7 protein-coding genes and 1 riboswitch are annotated in these 20,410 nt (G+C 66.7%); of the genes, 4 read left to right on the forward strand and 3 right to left on the reverse strand.

Features of this window, described 5'->3' with window-relative positions:
* Positions 1-86: 86 nt before the first annotated feature.
* The 4 genes from ACTWPB_RS20400 to gcvP all read left to right on the forward strand — a co-directional run bounded on the left by ACTWPB_RS20400 (position 87) and on the right by gcvP (position 5,414).
* On the forward strand, positions 87-560 hold the full coding sequence (locus ACTWPB_RS20400) for a bifunctional nuclease family protein (RefSeq protein WP_067446263.1): 474 nt from the start codon (positions 87-89) through the stop codon (positions 558-560).
* Between the two features lie 267 nt (positions 561-827).
* The gene (locus ACTWPB_RS20405) at positions 828-1,385 is read left to right on the forward strand and encodes a MerR family transcriptional regulator (RefSeq protein ID WP_131816826.1); all 558 of its coding nucleotides are present in this window, start codon (positions 828-830) and stop codon (positions 1,383-1,385) included.
* Between the two features lie 123 nt (positions 1,386-1,508).
* A complete protein-coding gene (locus ACTWPB_RS20410; protein ID WP_446222182.1) occupies positions 1,509-2,255 on the forward strand; it encodes an MspA family porin in 747 nt (248 codons plus the stop codon).
* An 84-nt stretch (positions 2,256-2,339) separates the two neighbouring features.
* Positions 2,340-2,439: riboswitch (glycine riboswitch) on the forward strand.
* Positions 2,440-2,603: 164 nt separating this feature from the next.
* On the forward strand, positions 2,604-5,414 hold the full coding sequence (gcvP, locus tag ACTWPB_RS20415) for an aminomethyl-transferring glycine dehydrogenase (protein ID WP_446222183.1): 2,811 nt from the start codon (positions 2,604-2,606) through the stop codon (positions 5,412-5,414).
* A gap of 86 nt (positions 5,415-5,500) precedes the next feature.
* Here gcvP and ACTWPB_RS20420 read toward each other — a convergent pair whose 3' ends face one another.
* Genes ACTWPB_RS20420 through ACTWPB_RS20430 form a run of 3 tightly spaced genes read right to left on the reverse strand, consistent with a single transcriptional unit; the run spans position 5,501 to position 20,303 of the window.
* Complete coding sequence (locus ACTWPB_RS20420; protein WP_446222184.1) at positions 5,501-6,358, reverse strand: ABC transporter permease; 858 nt, start codon at positions 6,356-6,358, stop codon at positions 5,501-5,503.
* The gene (locus tag ACTWPB_RS20425) at positions 6,358-7,158 is read right to left on the reverse strand and encodes an ABC transporter permease (protein WP_446222185.1); all 801 of its coding nucleotides are present in this window, start codon (positions 7,156-7,158) and stop codon (positions 6,358-6,360) included. Before ACTWPB_RS20425 ends, ACTWPB_RS20420 begins: the two co-directional genes overlap by 1 nt.
* A complete protein-coding gene (locus ACTWPB_RS20430; protein ID WP_446222186.1) occupies positions 7,155-20,303 on the reverse strand; it encodes an amino acid adenylation domain-containing protein in 13,149 nt (4,382 codons plus the stop codon). The genes ACTWPB_RS20425 and ACTWPB_RS20430 overlap by 4 nt, the downstream gene beginning before the upstream one ends.
* Between the last annotated feature and the right edge of the window lie 107 nt (positions 20,304-20,410).

Below are 20,410 nucleotides of genomic sequence, written 5' to 3' on the forward strand. Positions count from 1 at the left end.
GGAGGCATGAGCGAGCGTAGCGAGCGATCGGTGGACACAGCCGAGCACTCGGTCATGGCGGAGCCGAGCGTCAGCGAGGTGGAGGCATGAGCGAGATGCGTGTTATCGGCATCCGTGTCGAGCAGCCACAGAATCAGCCCGTGCTGCTGCTGCGGGAAGCGTCGGGGGAGCGGTATCTGCCGATCTGGATCGGGCAGGCCGAGGCAACCGCGATCGTGCTCGAGCAGGAGGGGGTCACGCCGATCCGTCCGCTCACGCACGATCTGATCAAGATTCTGATCACGGAGCTGGGACACACACTCAAGGAAGTGCGGATCGTGGATCTGCAGGAGGGCACCTTCTACGCCGACCTGGTCTTCGACGGCGACCTGCGGGTCTCGGCTCGACCCTCGGACTCGGTGGCGATCGCTTTGCGTGTGGGGTGCCCGATCTACGCCGAGGAGCCGGTCCTCGCGGAGGCGGGACTGGTGATGCCCGACGAACGGGAGGACGAGGTGGAGAAGTTCAAGGAGTTCCTGGAGTCGGTTTCGCCCGACGACTTCAAGGCGACCGACAGTTGAGATCGACGGTTCTCGGCCGCCTTGATCTGGACTGACCGAAGGGTGCGACGAAGGAGTGCCCGTAGGGAGGGAAGATCGAGGCTTCCAGGCCGAGAACCCGCGGCGCCAGCCGCAAAAGACTCAGCCTGAAGTAGAGGTCCAGGGAATCGCGGCGTTTGGTGCTTGGTGTGACTGCACCGCAGGTCCGACAATGGCAGGAGTAACCTCGAAAGTCGGGCAACATCCGTCGTGACTCCGACCCGAGAACGTCGGCAGAAGGAGCGATCAGTGGAAGAACAAACGCAGGATGTCGTACAGCCTGGCTTGTTCCCGGACGACTCGGTTCCGGATGATCTGGTCGGTTACCGGGTGCCGAGCGCCTGTCAGGTCGCCGGTATCACCTACCGTCAGCTCGATTATTGGGCCCGTACCGGGCTGGTCGTGCCATCGATCCGTGGTGCGGCGGGGTCGGGCAGTCAGCGGCTGTACTCGTTCAAGGACATCCTGGTCCTCAAGATCGTGAAGCGGCTACTGGACGCGGGCATCTCTTTACAGAACATCCGGATCGCCGTCGATCACCTGCGTAGCCGTGGCGTCGGCGATCTCGCGGGGATCACCCTGTTCTCCGACGGAACCTCGGTGTACGAGTGCACCTCGCCCGAGGAAGTCGTCGATTTACTGCAGGGCGGCCAGGGTGTCTTCGGTATCGCCGTGGGTGGCGCGATGCGGGAACTGACCGGCGCGATCGCGGATTTCCCCGCCGAGCGGGCCACCGCGATCACCGACCGGCCCGAGGACGAACTGTCCTTCCGCCGCAAGGTTCGGGAGAACCGCAAGACAGGGTAAATGACGTGGCGGATGAACGGGGGAATAAGAAGCCGCATCGGTCGGGACACGCGCCCGCGCGACGCAGGGGAAGCGGCTGTCGGATTCGCTAGTGTCCGGGTCATGTTGCGAATCATCTGGAGAGTGAGTTACATCGCCTCAGCGCTGGCCATTCTGTCGCAGCCGACCGCATATGCCGATAGCGTCAATCTGCCACCGCACGAGAAGACTTTCGAGTCGGATATGGGCAGTTTCACCGTCGGCACACACGACGAAGTCATCAATCGAATCGCGCCGTTGAACAGCGTCCCCACCAGCCGTGAAGCGTTGGTCTCCACTGTCGCGTACGGACGGCTCGACGGGCAGGCCGAGGGCGTGCTCAGGACCGGATACTCCGTCGGCTGTGCGGCCAGGATCGGTGTCTTGATCCCCGGCATCGATCCCACCACGGAATTCGGGCTCGAGGGGCCGCAGCAGAACTACGCGACGGAGCAGGCGCAGCGGCAGGCGACGGAGCAGGCGCAGTCGGAGACCGTCCAGCGGTCGAGTTCCGGCGAGACGGGGCGGTCCCAGACGCAGGAGTCCGGGCAATCACAGGAGTTCGAATCGGCACAGGTGCAGGAGTTCAACGGCATCCTGCCTGCCATCCTGTTGGACCCGGGTCCGTACCTGGAATTGGAACTGGAACCCGGCGACATCACCAACATCGATATCGGGGAGGGCAAGCCGCTCATCCCGGGCGAGACCGTGCGGATCGTGACCCGCGACTTCCACATCAAAGTCGACAACTGCGCGGGCCCGGTCACCATCCGCCAATACACCTATGTGCAAACCAGAACACCCGCAGTCGACGACAGCGGAGCCGTGTTCGGCGACCCAACCAGCCTGTAGTGAGCGTGGGTGACGAGCGCTACACCCTGAGCGGGGTCGCGGTGGTGCTGCGGGGGTTTGTCTGCCATTAGACTGGATGGGCGTCGCCGCCGTGCGGGAGAGTCCTCGGTTCGCAAGAATCGGGGCGCCGAAGGAGCAGCACCTCCCCGTCAATCTCTCAGGCAACAGGGACCGCACGGTGATTCGACGCCTCTGGAAAGCGGTGGCATCCGGCTGCCCGCCCACGGGGAAAGGGGCACGGTCACCGATTTTCGGGGCCGGGTTTCCGAATCTCTCAGGCGCACAGACAGAGGGGGAGGGCTGGTACCCGTCGACCACGAGGTCGACCCGCCCGACCTGGAGCTGCCCGTGACCCGTTCGTTCGCCGACCGCCACATCGGACCCGATTCCGGTGAACTCGCCCGGATCCTCGCGACCATCGGCGTCGAGTCCATCGACGCACTCGCGACCACGGCGTTGCCCGCCACGATCCTCGACGAGTCCGGCCTCGGCGCACTGCCCGCGCCCGCCTCCGAGCACGAGGTGCTCGAAGAACTGGCCGCGCTGGCGCAGGCGAACACCGTCGCCACCTCGATGATCGGCCTCGGCTACTACGACACCCTCACCCCGCCGGTGCTGGTGCGCAATCTGCTCGAGAACCCCGCCTGGTACACCGCCTACACCCCGTACCAGCCCGAGATCAGCCAGGGCAGGCTCGAGGCGCTGCTCAACTTCCAGACCATGGTGTCGGATCTGACCGGCATGGACGTCGCGAACGCCTCCATGCTCGACGAGGCCACCGCCGCGGCCGAGGCGATGACGCTGCTGCGCCGCGCGGGCAAGTCCAAGTCGAACCGGCTGCTCATCGACGCCGATCTGTTCCCGCAGACCAAGACCATCATCGGCACCAGGGCCGAGCCGCTCGGCATCGAGCTCGTCGAGGCCGACCTGTCGACCGGGGAGCTGCCTGCGGGCGAGTTCTTCGGTGTGATCGTGCAGACCCCGGGTGCGTCGGGCCGCATCGTCGACTGGACCTCGCTGTTCGCCGCCGCCCACGAGCGGGGCGCGCTGGTCGCCGCCGGCGCCGATCTGCTCGCGATGACGCTGAGCACGCCGCCCGGTGAACAGGGCGCCGACGTGTGCTTCGGCACCACGCAGCGCTTCGGCGTGCCGATGGGCTTCGGCGGACCGCACGCCGGCTACCTGGCCGTGCGCACCGCCTTCGCCCGCCAGTTGCCCGGCCGCCTGGTCGGCGTGTCCGTCGACGCCGACGGCGCGCCCGCGTACCGCCTGGCACTGCAGACCCGTGAGCAGCACATCCGCCGGGAGAAGGCCACCTCCAACATCTGTACCGCCCAGGTGCTGCTGGCCATTGTCGCCGCGATGTACGCGAGCTACCACGGTGCCAATGGACTGCGTGCCATCGCGCGCCGGGTGCACGAGCATGCCGCCGCCGTCGCGGCCGGTCTCGGCGGGGCCCTCGTGCACGGCGCCTTCTTCGACACCGTGCTCGCCCACGTGCCCGGCGGTGCGGAAGCCGTTGTCGCCAAGGCGAAGTCGAAGGGCATCAACCTGCGCCTGGTCGACGCGGACCATGTCGCGATCGCCTGCGACGAGGCCACCACCGACGCGCACGTCGTCGCCGTCGTCGAATCCTTCGGCACCGCACTGACTCCCGACGCGGGCACGGGCACCGAGCTCGCCGCGGTCGAGACGCGGACCTCGGACTACCTGACCCACCCGGCGTTCACCCGCCACCACACCGAGACGGCCATGCTGCGCTACCTGCGCGCGCTCTCGGACAAGGACATCGCCTTGGACCGCAGCATGATTCCGCTCGGTTCGTGCACGATGAAGCTCAACGCGACCGCGGAGATGGAGCCGATCACCTGGCCCGGTTTCGCGCGCTTGCACCCCTTCGCACCCACCGAGGACACCCCGGGTATCCGTCAGCTGATCGCCGACCTCGAGCAGTGGCTGGCCGAGATCACCGGCTACGACGCGGTGAGCCTGCAGCCCAATGCCGGTAGCCAGGGCGAGTACGCGGGCCTGCTCGCGATCCGCCGCTACCACCTCGATCGCGGCGACGACCACCGCGATACCTGCCTGATCCCCTCCAGCGCGCACGGCACCAACGCGGCTTCGGCGGCCATGGTCGGCATGCGCGTCGAGATGGTGAAGTGCCGCGCGAACGGTGACGTCGACCTCGACGACCTGCGCGCCAAGATCGCCGACCACGCCGACCGGCTGGCCTGCATCATGATCACCTACCCGTCCACCCACGGCGTCTACGAGCACGAGGTCGCCGAGCTGTGCGCCCTCGTGCACGACGCGGGCGGCCAGGTGTACGTCGACGGCGCGAACCTCAATGCCCTTGTCGGCCTTGCCCGTCCGGGCCGGTTCGGCGGCGATGTGAGCCACCTGAACCTGCACAAGACCTTCTGTATCCCGCACGGTGGCGGCGGTCCCGGCGTCGGCCCGGTCGCCGTCGGCGCGCACCTGGCGCAGTACCTGCCCGGTGACCCGCTCGAAGCCGGTTCGCACGCGGTATCGGCGGCGAACTACGGCTCCGCCTCGATCCTGCCGATCACCTGGGCCTACATCCGGATGATGGGCGCCGAGGGCCTGCGCGCGGCGACCCTGACCGCGATCGCGTCGGCCAACTACATCGCCCGCCGCCTCGACGCCTACTTCCCGGTGCTCTACACCGGCGAGAACGGCATGGTCGCCCACGAGTGCATCCTGGATCTGCGCGAGATCACCAAGCAGACCGGCGTCACCGTCGACGACGTGGCAAAGCGGCTGGCCGACTACGGTTTCCACGCGCCGACCATGAGTTTCCCCGTCGCGGGAACCTTGATGGTGGAACCCACCGAGAGCGAGAACCTCGAGGAGATCGACGAGTTCATCGCCGCCATGATCGCCATCCGTGGCGAGATCGACCAGGTCGCCGCCGGGGTATGGCCGGTGACCGACAACCCGCTGCGCGGCGCACCGCACACCGCGGCCAGCCTGGTCGCTGAGTGGAATCACCCGTACAGCCGTGAGACGGCGGTGTATCCGCGCGGAATCGGTCATGCCCGCCCGAAGGTGTGGCCGTCGGTGCGGCGCATCGACGGTGCGTTCGGTGACCGCAATCTGGTGTGTTCGTGCCCGCCGCTGGATGCCTACGAAGACTGAACCAGCGCACTGGGGTCGAACGGTCGTCGCAACACACTCGATGGAGAAGTTGCGGCGACCGCGTCGATTTCTGGGGTGATCACCGATCAGCGCCGGGACGCGCGTCGATAGCCACGGACGGCGGGGATGGCGAACACAGCGATCGCACCCACCGTCCACAGGACGATTCCGGTCAGCGGCCCCCGCACCGCACCACCGAGGGCCAAACCGCGCATCGTCTCGATCGCATAGGTCATCGGCTGGTGCTCGACCAGCGGTTGAGCCCACGGCGGATACGCGGCCAGCGGTACGAATCCCGTGCAGAAGAACATCAGCAGCGAACTGATCAGGGTCACGCCCTCGACCAGGGTGGTTTCGGCGGTGTGTACCGCGACAGCGGTCACGAATGTGGCGTAGGCGGTGCCGAACAGCACCGGTACCAGCAGCCACGCCGCCGCGGCGGGAATACCTTGCTGGAAGCGGAATCCGAGCGCGAAACCCGTGCACACGATCACGAGTGTGGTGACCGCGATCCGCACGATTTCCGCCGCGATCCGCGCTGTCAACCCCGATGCGCGATGGACCGGCAGGACCCAGAGCCGAGCCAGCCAGCCATGGTCACGATCACGTCCGAGCGCGACAGCACCGGCGGTGGCCCCTGACATCGCCGCGACAAGTGTCACCATCGGCACCGAACCGTAGAGGGCATCGTGTCCCGCGAAGGCCGAGATCTGCCGGCCGAGGACGGTATTCAGAATCACGAGGAGCAACGCCGGGAAGACCAGCGCCTGCAGGACCATGATCGGATCGCGGGACCAGCGCAACAACAACTGCCGAGTTTGGACGAGGGTCTGCACGAGCAGCGCGTGGATCGAGTTCTCCCGCCGCCACCGCGAGGGGGACGGTGACGGAAATCGCCGCTTCGATGTCAGTGCGGGCTCGGACTCGATACTCAGTGACGCCATCACTGCCTTCTCGCTGTCAGAAACGTCGCCAGCGGCACGAAGACCACGATCAATCCGACAGCCCAGGCCAGCGGTGGACCCATCACCGACCACGTGACCGCGGCGACACCGGCGGTGGTATCGCCGGCAAGAACGCGCAGCGCGGACGCGAACTGCGAGACCGGCTGATTTCGCACGAAAGGCTGAATCCACTGCGGGAATTGTTGTGCCGGTGCGAACCCGACCGAAAGCATGCCGAGAATCAATTGCGGGAGCGTGAGCGCCTGCGTGGTGGCTTCCGGACTCTTCGAGATCGTCCCGAGCACATCGGCGCCGAGCGATAGCGCCGCACCGACGAGCATCGCGAACAGACAGAAACCGATCGCCGAAACAGGACCGCGGTCGAAGCGGAACCCGATCACATATCCGCACACGATCGCGGAGATCAACGCGACGCCACAGCGGAGCATATTGGCAGACATTCGTGCCGCCAGCGGCGTCGCGACGCCGATCGGCATGGTGGCGAATCTGCGGTTTATCCCCCCTGTCGCGTCGGAGGCCGCCCGGAACGCGGCGGCGATCGACGTGAACGCGATCGCCTGCAGCACGATCATCGGCATGAGAAATTGCGCGTAGCTACTGAGTCCGTGCCCGAAGACCGTCATCACCAAGTTCAGCGGGACATAGAACCCGACGGTGAACACCACCGGCGTGAGGATCGACAACACGATCTCGCCGTTGCGCCACGAGGGTGCGATCAATCGACGCGTCAGTACCCACCATTGCCCGAGCGTGGACAGTTCGGGATTCGTCGTAGTCACGATTTCTCAGGCACGGTCGAGAGATAACTGTCGACCACCGCGGCGATCTCGGGAAGCACGCGCGGGGTGGTCATCGTGTCGTGGTCGGTATCGACCACGACATTGCGCAGGAAGCCGGTGACGAAGGGCCGCCAATTGTCTACCCCCCGGTCGGGGTCGTCGGCATCCCGAAGGGCGGTGAAATACAGCAGGTTTCCGTCGAAGACGGGCGGCAGATAACCGGCGACCACTCGAGCCGATCGGTTGTAGGAGTTGGCCAGCCGCTCGATGTGGATCGATTCGACGAGCTGCCCACCGATCGAATTGTTGATCAGCGCAGCGGCCTCGGTGGCCGACATCTGTGCCGGGATCGACTCGAAGCCGAGGGTCGCGCCGAACTCGTGGACGAATTCGCCAGGTGTGAGTGGCGCGCCCGGCTCGGCATCACGCACCGCGAGATCGGCGTCGAGCACCGCGAGCAGGGCAACAGATTCACCGAGCTGTTGCAGCCGTGCTGCCACGGCATGGGCGATGAAGCCGCCGAACGACCATCCGAGCACGTTGTACGGTCCGTGTGGTTGGCGTGAAAGGATCTCGCGCACATATCGGTCGGCGTACGCGTCGATCGACTCGGGTGGGTCCCCTTCGCCGGTCAGCTCGGGGGACTGCAGGCCGTAGATCGGTCTGCCGGGCGCCAAGAGCTGGGACAGACCGGCGTAGGGCCAGGCCAGCCCCGAGGCCGGGTGAATGCAGAACAGCGGTGGCAGGTCACCATCGGTGCGGATCGGCAGCTGCACGGCCAGTGGCGTGTCGGCGGAATCGACCGAACCGAAGCCGGGAATGGCCGCCGCGGTCTCGATCCGCTTCGCCAGCTGTTCGACCGTGCGTTCGGTGAACATCCACAGCACCGCCACGTCGGTGTCGAGTTCACGCCGAAGCTGATCCACGACACGGGTGGCGAGCAGGGAATTGCCGCCCAGCTGGTAGAAATCATCGTCCAACCCGACCTTGGGGCTATCCAGGACCTGGGCGAACGCGTCGGCGACACTTCTCTCGATCGACGTCATCGGCGCCCGGAACGGTGTCGGCACGAGTATCGGTTCGGGCAGTGCCCTGCGGTCCAGTTTTCCGGTGAGTGTCCGTGGCATCGCGTCGAGCACTGTGATCGACGCGGGCAGCATATGGACGGGCAGCCGGGTGGACAGGAACGTGCGCAGCTCTCCCATATCAGGGGCGTGACCATCGGCGAGGACGACATAGGCTGCCAGCACGGTGGTGCCGGGCTGGGCCTCGTGGCCGATGGTCACCGCGAAATCGACCCCGGCATGAGCGGTGAGGGCGGCGTCGACCTCGCCGAGTTCGATCCGGACTCCACGGACCTTCACCTGCAGGTCCGAGCGTCCGACGTATTCGAGTTCGCCGACCGTCGTCCATCGGACGAGGTCGCCGGTCCGGTACATTCGTGCACCGTTGCCGAATGGATCGGCGACGAATCGGGTGCCGGTCAGGGCTGGTCGTTGGATGTATCCGCGGGCGAGGCTGGGGCCGGCCAGGTACAGCTCGCCGGTGACGCCGAGGGGGACGGGTCGCAGCCAGCTGTCGAGAACTTGAATTGTGGTGCCGCGCACTGCTGTTCCGATTGATACGGGGTCGCCTGCGGTGATCGGGTCGGTGCCGGTGGCCCAGATCGTGGACTCGGTCGGTCCGTAGAGGTTCATCATCTTCCGGCCGGCTGACCATCGGGTGATGAGTTCTGCTCCGACTGCTTCGCCGGCTACGGCGAGGACTTGCACGCATTCCAGGACGGTCGGGTCCATGGTCGCCAGGGCGGTGGGGGTGATCACCATGTGTGAGATCTGATGGTGGGTGATCAGGTCGGCGAGTTCGTCGCCGCCGAATACGGTGGGTGGCGATATCACCAGCTGGGCGGCGGATCCGAATGCCATCAACAGCTCGAATACCGCGGCGTCGAAGCTGGGTGAGGCGCAATGCAACACCCGCGCCGAGGATGTGAGGTCGAGCCGTTCTTGTTGGGCCTGGACCAGATTCGTCAGACCACGATGGGTGACGGCGACGCCCTTCGGGACGCCGGTGGAGCCGGAGGTGTAGATCAGATACGCGGGGTGGTCGACGCGGAGCGGGCGCACTCGCTCTTCGTCGGTGATCGGTGCCGCCGACATCGACTCCGATCGATCGGCCGATGCCCGGTCGTCGAGGATCAACCACTTCACCGAATCCGGCAGCGTCGCGTGCGTCGACCCGACGGTCAGCCCGACGATGGCCCCCGAGTCGGCCACCATGTGGGCGATCCGATCCGCGGGATAGGTCGGATCGGTCGGCAGGAAGGCCGCGCCGGCCTTGGCGATAGCCCAGACGGCAATCACCGATTGCACCGAACGCCGGATACCCACCGCGACAACGTCTTCCGGACCGATCTGCTGGTGAATCAGCAGCCGGGCCAGCTGATTGGACCGCTCGTCGAGATCGCGATAGGAAAGTTCGATCCCGCTCGCGGACAGTGCGATCGCGTCGGGATCGGCCTGCGCGGCCGATGCCAGCAGCGACGCCAATGTTCTCGGTTCGACTCGGTTCGGCTTCGTGGCGGTCATCTCGGCCAGCTCCGGCCCGGACAGCACATCGAGGCGCGCACTCGGCAGGTCGGGAGTTGTGGCGAAGGCTTCCAGAACCCGGACCAGCCGTTGGGAGATCCGTTCGAGCGCAGGGCGATCGAAGGTCGCGGTCAGGCCCTTCACCTCGAGCCGGAGCCGTTCTCCGGGGATCGCCAGCAGGATCAACGGGTAGTGCGTGTCGTCGGTGGCGTGCAGGTCGCTCACCCGCATCCCGGCGATGTCGGTGGTGTGCAGCAACTCCCGCTGCTCGATCGGGTAGGACTCGAAGACCGTCATGGTGTCGAAGAGTGTGCCGAGGTCGGTCGCCTGCTGAATATCGGCCAGGCCGAGATGCTGGTGATCCAGCAGCGCGGCATGCTGGGCCTGCACGCGTGTGAGCAGCCCGGACAAAGATTCAGCGGGATCGAGATGCACCCGGACCGGCACGGTGTTGATGAACAGTCCGATCATCGATTCGACCCCGGTTACCTCGCCCGGTCTCCCCGACACGGTGGTCCCGAAGACGACATCGCGGCGGCCGGTCGATATCGACAGCAGCATCGCCCAGGCCGATTGCACGATCGTGTTCACCGTGATTCCGCGTTCCCGCGACAGGTCGTTGATCGCCGCGGTGGCAGAGGCGGGCAATTCGACTGACACGGTGACGGTCGGGGGCGTGGTGAGCGACTGCGCGTGTGCGTCGGCCGCCGGTGCGATCAGGGTCGATTCTTCCAGTCCGGCAAGAGCTTTCGACCAGGCAAGCTGTGCCGCCGCGTGGTCGCGGCGGGCGAGCCAGGACAGGAATTCACGATAGGGCGGCGCCGGGGGCAAGGCCGAGCCGTCCCCATCGATGGCGTAGAGCGTCAGTAACTCGCGAATCAGCAGCGGCATCGACCATCCGTCGAGGACGAAATGGTGGGCGGTGATCACCAAGCGGCAGTGGTCGTCGGTGACCGTGATCAATCGAAAGCGAACCAAGGGTGGCGTGCCCATGTCGAACGGTGTGGTGCGATCGGCTCTGGCCAGCTCCGTCATGCGCTGTGCGGCCGCCCCATCCGATCGGTCGAGGAAGTCCTCGGCAAAGGGCAGGGGCGCGTGTTCGAGCACGATCTGGACGGGATCGTCATCACGTTCGACGACTGCGGTGCGCAGGTTCGGATGCCGATCGATCAGTGCCTGTCCCGCGCGCTGGATTCGCTCCGAATCCACCTGCCCGCGCAAGTCGAGAGACATCTGCACGGTGTAGAAATCGACGCCCTGCGCGGCTAGGCGGGAGTGGAACAGCAGCCCCGTTTGCAGTGGTGTCAGCGACCACACATCGGTGAGGGTCGGGAACTGGCGCTCCCAGGCATCGATGTCTGGCTGGCTGGCCCGAACCAGGTCCAGATCCGACGGTGTCAGTCCACCGGCGGCGGGCCCCTGCGCGTGCGTGGTGAGGGCGATCATCGCCCGCGTCCAGTACTCGCCCAATTCCCGCACCGCCGCCCTGGTGAGCAGCCCGGTCGGGTACGACAGCGTCGCGGTCAGCCGCGGCCCCGCCGGGCTGTCCTCGGTGCGTGCGTCGACGGCGAGAACAGCACTGGCCGGCATGTCGTCGTTGTGCGTGGCGCCCAGCGCGTCAGGCCCAGCGATCGGAAGCCACGATCCCTGGGGGACCGCCGCGTCGACACGGCCCAGATAGTTGAAGCTGACCTGCGGGGCTGGGAACTCCCGCAGGACTGGCGCGGTCGCGGGATCGAGGTACCGCAGGAGCCCGAATCCCATCCCGTGGTCCGGGATCGCGCGCAGCTGTTCCTTGACTCGTTTGATCGTCATACCAGCGGCTGGACCGGCCGCGAACGCGTCGTCGATGTCGATACCGGACAGATCGAACCGTACCGGGAACACACTGGTGAACCAGCCGACGGTCCGCGCGAGGTCCGCGCCGACCACGTCTTCCGCACGGCCGTGCCCCTCCAGCCCGATCAGTACCGAATCGGCGCGATTGCCGCGCCAACGCTGCACCGCGAGCGCCAGCGCGGCCAGCATCGGATCGTGGACCCCGGCGCGATAGGTCGCCGGGATGGTGGACAGCAGCGATTCGGTGATCTGCGCCGATACCTGCACCTGCACCTGCTCGACCGTGGCTGCCACGTCGACGGCGGGATCGAGCGCGCGGGTTCCCAGCAGCGGATCCGGGCCCTCGAGGATACGGCGCCACAGATCGAGCTCACCCGCCCGCGTCGCGGCGACCTCGACCAAACCGTGTGTCCACCGACGCCAAGAGGTGCCGACCGGTGGCAGCGACGGCCGTTCGCCGGCACTGATCTGTCCCCATGCCGCAACGAGATCCGGTACCAGCGTGCGCCAGGAGACACCGTCCACGACGAGATGGTGCACGACCAGCAACAGGCGCGGCTCGCAACCCGCGTCGGCGGTCGGGTCGAACCAGACAGCCTGCACCATCAGCCCGGCTTCCGGGAAGAGCCGATCCGCCGCTGCCGACATTTCTTGTGCGGCAACGACATCGAAGTCCGTATCGGCGTCCACGACGACGCGATGGACCAGCGCCGATGCGGCGACCGACCCGGGCGGGGCCACGTGGAAGGACCATCCGGCCGAATCGTGGACCAGCCGGGCCCGGAGGGCGTCGTGATGGTCGAAGACGGCCTGCAGCGTCGCCGCGATCGTCTGGTGGTCGATCCCCTCCGGCAGTGTGAGCATCATCGTCTGGCTGAACCGGTCGAAATCTCCGTTCGAGGACTCGATCAACCACCGGGCGATCGGGGGCAGCGCGACGGTGCCGATCCCGCCACCGGGCAGCTCGTCGACGAGGTCGCGGCCCTGGGCGCCGCCGCGAGCGGAGACGATCTCGGCCAGCGCGGCAGCAGTGGGATTCTCGAAAACATCACGGGGGGACAGATACAGACCCTCGGCTTTCGCGCGCGACACCAGCTGGATCGACATGATGCTGTCGCCGCCGAGTCCGAAGAACGAGTCGTCCGCGCCCACCGTCTCGATACCGAGTGTTTGAGCGAAGAACCCACACAGCTGCCGCTCTATCTCGGTGGCAGGCTCGCGGGTGTGGGTCCGCGCCCGGTCGAACGACGGCGCGGGCAGCGCCCGACGATCGAGTTTGCCCACCGGTGTCCGCGGAACAGATGTCAGGAATTCGATGGCGGCAGGCACCATATAGCTGGGCAGCGACCTGCGCAGGGTCGCTGTCAGGTCATCGGCGTTGTGCTCGGCACCCGATGCGGCCTGCACATAGGAGACCAACACCGTTGCCCCGGTGGGTCCTTCGCAGCCGATCGTCACCGCGAAGTCGATCCACGGGATCGCGATCAGGGCGGCGTCGATCTCCCCCAACTCGACGCGGAAGCCCCGGATCTTGACCTGAAAATCGGCGCGTCCGACGTATTCGAGTTCGCCGATCGTCGTCCATCGGACGAGGTCGCCGGTCCGGTACATTCGTGCACCGTTGCCGAATGGATCGGCGACGAATCGGGTGCCGGTCAGGGCTGGTCGTTGGATGTATCCGCGGGCGAGGCTGGGGCCGGCCAGGTACAGCTCGCCGGTGACGCCGAGGGGGACGGGTCGCAGCCAGCTGTCGAGAACTTGAATTGTGGTGCCGCGCACTGCTGTTCCGATTGATACGGGGTCGCCTGCGGTGATCGGGTCGGTGCCGGTGGCCCAGATCGTGGACTCGGTCGGTCCGTAGAGGTTCATCATCTTCCGGCCGGGAGACCATCGGGTGATGAGTTCCGCTCCGGCCTCTTCGCCGGCCACTGCGAGGACTCGGACACTGTCGAGCCTGACCGGGTCCATGGTCGCCAAGGCGGTGGGGGTGATCACCATGTGCGAGACCTCATCGTTGGTGATCAGGTCCGCGAGTTCGTCGCCGCCGAATACGGTGGGTGGCGATATCACCAGCTGGGCGGCGGATCCGAATGCCATCAACAGCTCGAATACCGCGGCGTCGAAGCTGGGTGAGGCGCAATGCAGCACCCGTGCCGAGGATGTGAGGTCGAGCCGTTCTTGTTGGGCCTGGACCAGATTGGCCAGGCCGCGGTGGGTGACGGCGACGCCCTTCGGCACGCCGGTGGAGCCGGAGGTGTAGATCAGATACGCGGGGTGGTCGACGCAGAGCTCGGACAGCCGGTCCGCATCGGTGAGCGGCCGGTCGGAAGCGGCGGCGATTCTCTCCGTCGTCGATGTCGCGTCGATTTCGAGCCACTGCGGCCCAGCGGGCAGATGGTCACGAATGCCGGTTGTGGTCACGCCGATCACGGCGCCGGAGTCGGTGAGCATGAGTTCGATCCGCTCGGCCGGCTGCTTCGGGTCGATCGGCAAGAAGGCGGCGCCGGTCTTCGCCACCGCCCACACCGCGGTAATCGAGTCGACCGAGCGGTGCAAAGCCAGGGCGACGCAGGACTCCGGCCGGGCACCCGAATCGATCAGTACCCGCGCCAGGCGGTTCGACCGCTCATCCAGCTCTCGGTAGGTCACCGAGATTCCCGCGTATCGCAACGCTGTCGCGTCCGGGTCGCGCGCCGCGGCGTCGGCCAGGATCTCGGCCAGCGTTCGAGCCGAGATCGCCTCCCGGCCTGCCACAGTCGTCAACTCCTGGAGAACAGCGGAGTCACAGGGCTGCACGGTGGCCACCCGCGAATGTGGGGCGGCGGCGATCTGTTCGAGGTAACGCACGACCTGCGCCAGTAGCTCGCCGGCCTGGTCGTGGTCGATCGCCGCGTCACGGAACAGCAGCTCGAGCGTGAGGGATTCGCCGGGAACGACCATCAGGTTGACCGGGTACGGCGCCGCGTCGGAGCTGTCCACCGCGAGGACCTTCAGCCCCGCGGCATCGAGCGCCTTGGTCAGCACCGAGTGATCGACCGGATAGGACTCGACCACGATCAAGGTATCGAACAACTCGGGCATATCGACCGCGCGGTGAATGTCGGGGAGCCCGATATGGTGATAGTCGAGCAATCGACTCTGCTCGAGCTGGATGCGCGTGAGCAACTGCGACAATTCTTCGGCCGGGTCGAGTCGGATGCGTACCGGCAGTGTGTTGATGAACAGCCCGAGCATGTGCTCCACACCGGCTACCTGCGGCGGCCGCCCGGACACAACGCAGCCGAATACCACGTCTGTGCGCCCGGTGAGCGTGGCTACCACCATGGCCCAGCACGCCTGCACGGCAGTATTCAGTGTGATCCCGTGTTTGCGGATCGTTGTGGTCAGCGCCGCCGTGGCTCGGGCACCGAGCTCCGAGCTGACCATGCTCGCCGCAGTGTCCGATTTCCAGTGCTCGGTGGTCGTCACCCTCGTGGCGGAATCGATGCCGGCCAGCGCGTGCTGCCACGCCGAGATCGCCGCCGCCGCATCACCTTCGGCCAGCCACGCCAGGTAGTCACGGTAAGTATGGGCGGGCGCGGGCTGTGCGGTGTGCGCACCTGCCATGTACAGGTCGATGAGTTCTCGCACCAACAAGGGGGTCGACCAGCCATCGAGCAGAATGTGGTGGCCGGTCACCACGAGTCGGTGACGGTCGGCAGCGGTCCGGATCAGCTGAAACCGCAGCAACGACGGGTCCGCTGTGTCGAACCGCCGTGTGCGGTCATCGAGGAGCAGTCGTTCGACTACGTCGTCGCTGGCGTTCCGTTCGCTGAGATCCAGCTCATGCCAGCGGATCTCGACGTCGCCGACGACGAGCTGCCGCGGCCCGGACTCGGTGTGCTGGAAGGCGACCCGCAGGCTGTCGTGGCGGTCGAGCAGGGTTTGCGCGGCGGCGCGCAGCCGGTCTCGATCCAGCGGTCCGGCGATCGTCAGCACGGATTGGTCGATGTATTCGTCGGCGGAGTCGGCGGCGTAGGCCTCGTGGAAGAGGATCCCCGTTTGCATCGGCGACAGTGGCCAGACATCCGACAGGGTGGGGTACTGCTGTTCCCATCGGTCGATCTCGGTTTGTGTGGTCGCCACCAGCGCGAAATCCGACGGCGTATGCCCGCCGATATCCGGTGAGCCGGTGACCGCGACCAAGCCCCGCAGCGCCGACAGCCACAGCTGCGCCAGTGCGCGGATCTCCTGATCGCTGAACAGGGCGGCGGGATAGGACCAGGTCACGGCCAGCTGGTTCCCCGCCGCAGTGTGCCGCACGCTGGCGTCGACAGCGATTTCCTGGCGCGAGCGTGCCTGTGGGTCGCGGGCCCGTGTGACGGTCACCGGCTGCCAGCCGTCGTGCTGCCAGTCCTCGGTACTGCCCAGATAGGTGAAACTCAGCTGCGGTGCAGCGACCCCGGCGAGCTCTCCGGCGAGGTAGCGCAGCATCGAATAGCCGACGCCGTCGCCGAGTCGCCGCAGCTGTTCCTTGACCGTCTTGAGCACACCGCCGGCGCTGGGTCCCCCGGCGAAGGCGTCGTCGAGATCGATCCCGGTGAGGTCGAGACCGGCTGGATACGCGGCATCGAAACCGCCTATCGTGCGGTCGAGTTCGGCACCAGCCACGGCGTTGCGGCCGCTGCCGTTCACCATGACTCGAAGGGAGTCGCCTGAGCCGCCGCGCTCATGACGCCAGCGGGTGACCGCCATGGCCAGCGCGGCCAGCAGCGCGTGCTCGACATCGGCGTGGAATCGTTCGAGCACTGTCCCCAGCAGCGCTGCCGTCACCGGTACCGGGACCATGACCTGCAGGTCACCGGTTTCGGCCGAGTCGCTCCGCGGTCCGTCGGCCCGAGCGGCGAGGCAGGGATCGGGGGTGGCTATCGCCTGCTGCCACAGCGCTGCTTCGCCGCGTCGGCGAGGGGTCTGCGCCTCGGCCGACAGTGCCCGCACCCAGGCGGGCAACGACATCATGGGAGCCTCGAGTTCCGGAGCTTCGCCGACCATGATCGACGAGCACACGGCAGCCATGTCGGCCACGACGAGGGGCCAGGACGCTGCGTCGATCGCGAGCTGGTGCACGACCAGCCACAGCAGGCCGGTCTGCTGGTCGTCGGTGGGGGCGATCCACACTGCCTGGACCAGATGCCCGGCGGCTGGGTCCAGCCGATCGAGGGCGTGGTCGAGTTCGCGGTCGGCCACGGCCATGGGGTCATCGGACGCGGTGACGTGCCGGACCAGGTCGTCGGCCGGGACCGCGCCTGCCGGCCGGATGTCGATGAACCAATCGTCGGCGAGGCCGGAATCCGACCCTGACGTGCGTGGGATCGCGCGGAGCATGTCGTGGCGATCGAGGACAGCCTGCAGGGCTGCCGTGAGGACCGATCGGTCGACTCCGTGCGGGATCGTCAGGAGCAGCGCCTGGGCGTCGCGAGTGATCCCACCTGCGCGATCGAGCATCTCGTAGGCGATCGGCGTGCGGGTGAGTTCCCTGTCGCCGGGCAGCGTCGACATCGCGGAACCGAGGTCGGTGGCGGCACCAGCAAGCCCGGCCACGGTCTTGTGTTCGAAGACATCCTGAGCGCTGAACTCGAGCCCGAAGGCCCGTGCGCGCGCCACCAGTTGCACCGAGCTGATGCTGTCGCCGCCGAGCGCGAAGAAGCTCTCATCCGTGCCGACCGTAGCGACGCCGAGCAGCTCGGCGAACAACCGGGCGATGGTGTGCTCGCGTGGCGTGGAGGCTGCCCGGCTCGAACCGGCAGGAGCGGTGAGGTCTGGCTGCGGTAGAGCCTTACGGTCGACTTTTCCGGTCGGGCTCATCGGTATCGCGTCGAGGACCGTGATCGCCGAAGGCACCATGGTGGGCGGGAGAAGTTCCGCGGCGAATGCCTGTAGCGCCGTGGGATCGATGTCGGCGCCCGCGCTCGGCACCACATAGCCCACGAGAATCGTCGCGCCCGACGGTGTCGGCGTGCCGACAGTGACGGCGAAGTCGACGGCATCGTGGCTGGTCAACACGGAATCGATCTCACTGAGCTCGATCCGGACGCCGCGGATCTTGACCTGGAAGTCACTGCGGCCCAGATACTCCAGCGACAGTTCCCGCGCCGATTCCCCGGTTGCCCGGTCGTCGAGCCCGGACCAGCGCACCAGATCTCCGGTGCGGTACATCCGGGCACCCGAACCGCATGGATCGGCGACGAAATGGTCCGCGGTCAGGCCAGGCTGTCCCTGGTAGCCCCTGGCCACACCCGGGCCGGCCAAGTAGAGCTCGCCGACCGCCCCGACCGGGACGGGCGCAAGCCTGCGATCGAGCACCATCGCGGCCACCCCGTGGGCCGGGCCGCCGATCGTGATCGGCTGGTCGGCACGCATCGCCGCGCTGAAGGTGGCCGAGATCGTGGTCTCGGTGGGTCCGTAACTGTTGACGATCTGAACATGGGGCGCCCACCTGGAAACCAGCTCCGGCGGGCAGACATCGCCGCCGACGACAACACGGGCGAGTTCGTCCAGCCCGGTCGGATCGATCGTTGCCAGCACCGCCGGCGTCACGTGCAGCCGATTGACCCGCTGCTCCCGCAGGAGGGCGGTGAGCTGTTCCCCGGCATAGGCCTCCGGCGCTGCCACCACGACAGTCGCTGCCGACACGAAAGCTATCAGCAGCTCCTCGATCGAGGCGTCGAAGCTGGGTGAGGCGACCTGGGCGACCCGCGATCGGGTGGACAACGGTTCATCGCCGATCGCGCTGTGCACCAGATTGATCAGGCCACGATGACCGACGATCACGCCCTTGGGCTTGCCGGTCGACCCCGACGTGTAGATCAGGTAGGCGCTGTTGTCGACATGTATCGGAGCGAGCCGGTCGGCATCGGTGATCGACGACGCCGGTGTGGTCGTATACAGCTGGTCGAGGGCCGGATCGTCGATCACCAGCCAATCCAGCTCGTCGGGCACTGTTTCGCGCGCCGCGGTGACCGTGAGCCCGATTCGGGCGCCGCTGTCGGCGATCATGTGGCCGATTCGCTGGGTCGGGTAGCGCGGGTCGATGGGAACGAACGCCGCACCGGTCTTGGCTACCGCCCAGATCGCCGTCACCGAATCGGCCGATCGCGGTATCGCCACGGCGACTGAGGTTTCCGGGCCCGCACCGGCACCGATCAGCATTCGAGCCAGCCGGTTCGACTGTTCGTCGAGTTCGCGGTAGGTCATCCGCCGGTCACCGGCGATCACGGCCAGCCCGTCCGGGTTCGACCGGGGTCCTGCGGCCAGCAGGTCGGGCAGGATTACCGGCTCCGATCCCGAAGGCCCGCGGGCGGGCACGATCGCGGCGTGTTCACCGGGTGACAACAGCGGCACTGACGACACCGGGGTATCGAGACCCACGGTGACGAACTCGTGCAGGAACTCGAGGAAACGGTGGTAGTACCGACCGAGTTCGGCCTCGGTGTACAGGTTCGGGTTCGCCTGAAAGTCCAGGTGGGTGCGTTCTGAACCCCGACCCGGGTACAGATTCACGAACAGGTCCTCGATCAGCCCGGAGGTGAGCACGTGCAGTTCGCCGACGACGCCGCCGAAATCGATGACCCGGTCAGAGGGCATGATGTTGACCGATGGTCCGAACGACGCGGCGCGGTCGCTGGTGAAACCGAGATCCCGAAAGATGTCTTCCTGGCGATACCGTTGCCGACGCAGCGCTCCGGTCAGTTCATGCTGAGCTGACAGAATCAACATTGCGACGGTGGGATCGGTACCGACGCCGAGCCGCAACGGCACGACATTGGCGACCATACCGCCTGACCGGCGCAACGAGGCGTTGGTTCGCGCCGATACCGGCAGACTCAGGCTGACCGTATCCTCGCCGGTCATCCGCGCGAGATAGGCACCGAATGCCGCGACAACCACGGGCGCGACCTGCGAATTCGCCGATGCGGCGATGGCCTCCATGCCGGCCGCGGTCTCCGCGTCCAGGGCACCTCCCACCCGCACGGGATGCGAGTCGGCGTCGGCGGTTCGGCCGGACAGGCTCACCGGTGCCGGAGTGTCGGCAAGATGTTCGCGCCAATACTCACGATCGGCGGCGAATCGTTCGGAGTCGCGGTATTCGGCATCTGCTCGCACGATCTCGCGCAGGTCATCGGCGTTGCACGGCGGGGGCGGGTCACCTGCCTTGGCAGCCGAGTACAGCTGAGCGACCCGCTGCATCATCGTCATCGCCGCATATCCGTCCAGGGCGATGTGGTGGATCCGCGAATACAAGAGGTAATGAGCCGTCCCGACCCGCAGGAGCGCCGAATGCACCAGCCGGTCACTCACTATGTCCAGCGGTGCTGTGTACTCGCGAGTCATCCAGTCTCGCGCCGCCCGGATCGGGTTCGGGTAGTCTCTGAAGTCGATCTGGGGCATCGTCTCGTCATGGGGGCCGTCGATCATCTGGTACGGCACGCCGTCGATCTCGGCCAACCGGAGAAACCCCGACCCGAACTCCCGCAACGCGCGGCGGCCGCACACCGTCAACAGCTCGCCATCCACATCGCCGACGAACTCCACGTAGTGGGCGATCGAGATGGGGGTTTCCTTACCGGCGATGTGCTGGGCAAACCAGATACCCCGCTGGGCCGCCGACAATCCGAACGCCGAGGTCGGCGCGGTGGAAGTTTTGCGCCATTCTCCGGATTTGTACGGTTGTTCGCTCACGCATATCTCCTGACTCGCGTTCGTGCCGGTCAAAGCGCATAACTCCTGTCAGCCTCAATCTGGTATCGATATGCACCCAGGCCGCAAGCCGGACTGATCTGTGTCGA

The sequence above is a fragment of the Nocardia sp. IBHARD005 genome (assembly GCF_052814245.1).

Bases quoted from the DNA above. Each gene is read 5' to 3' on its own strand.
- ACTWPB_RS20400 (WP_067446263.1), top strand. From the start codon at position 87: ATGAGCGAGATGCGTGTTATCGGCATCCGTGTCGAGCAGCCACAGAAT.
- ACTWPB_RS20420 (WP_446222184.1), bottom strand. From the start codon at position 6,358: ATGGCGTCACTGAGTATCGAGTCCGAGCCCGCACTGACATCGAAGCGG.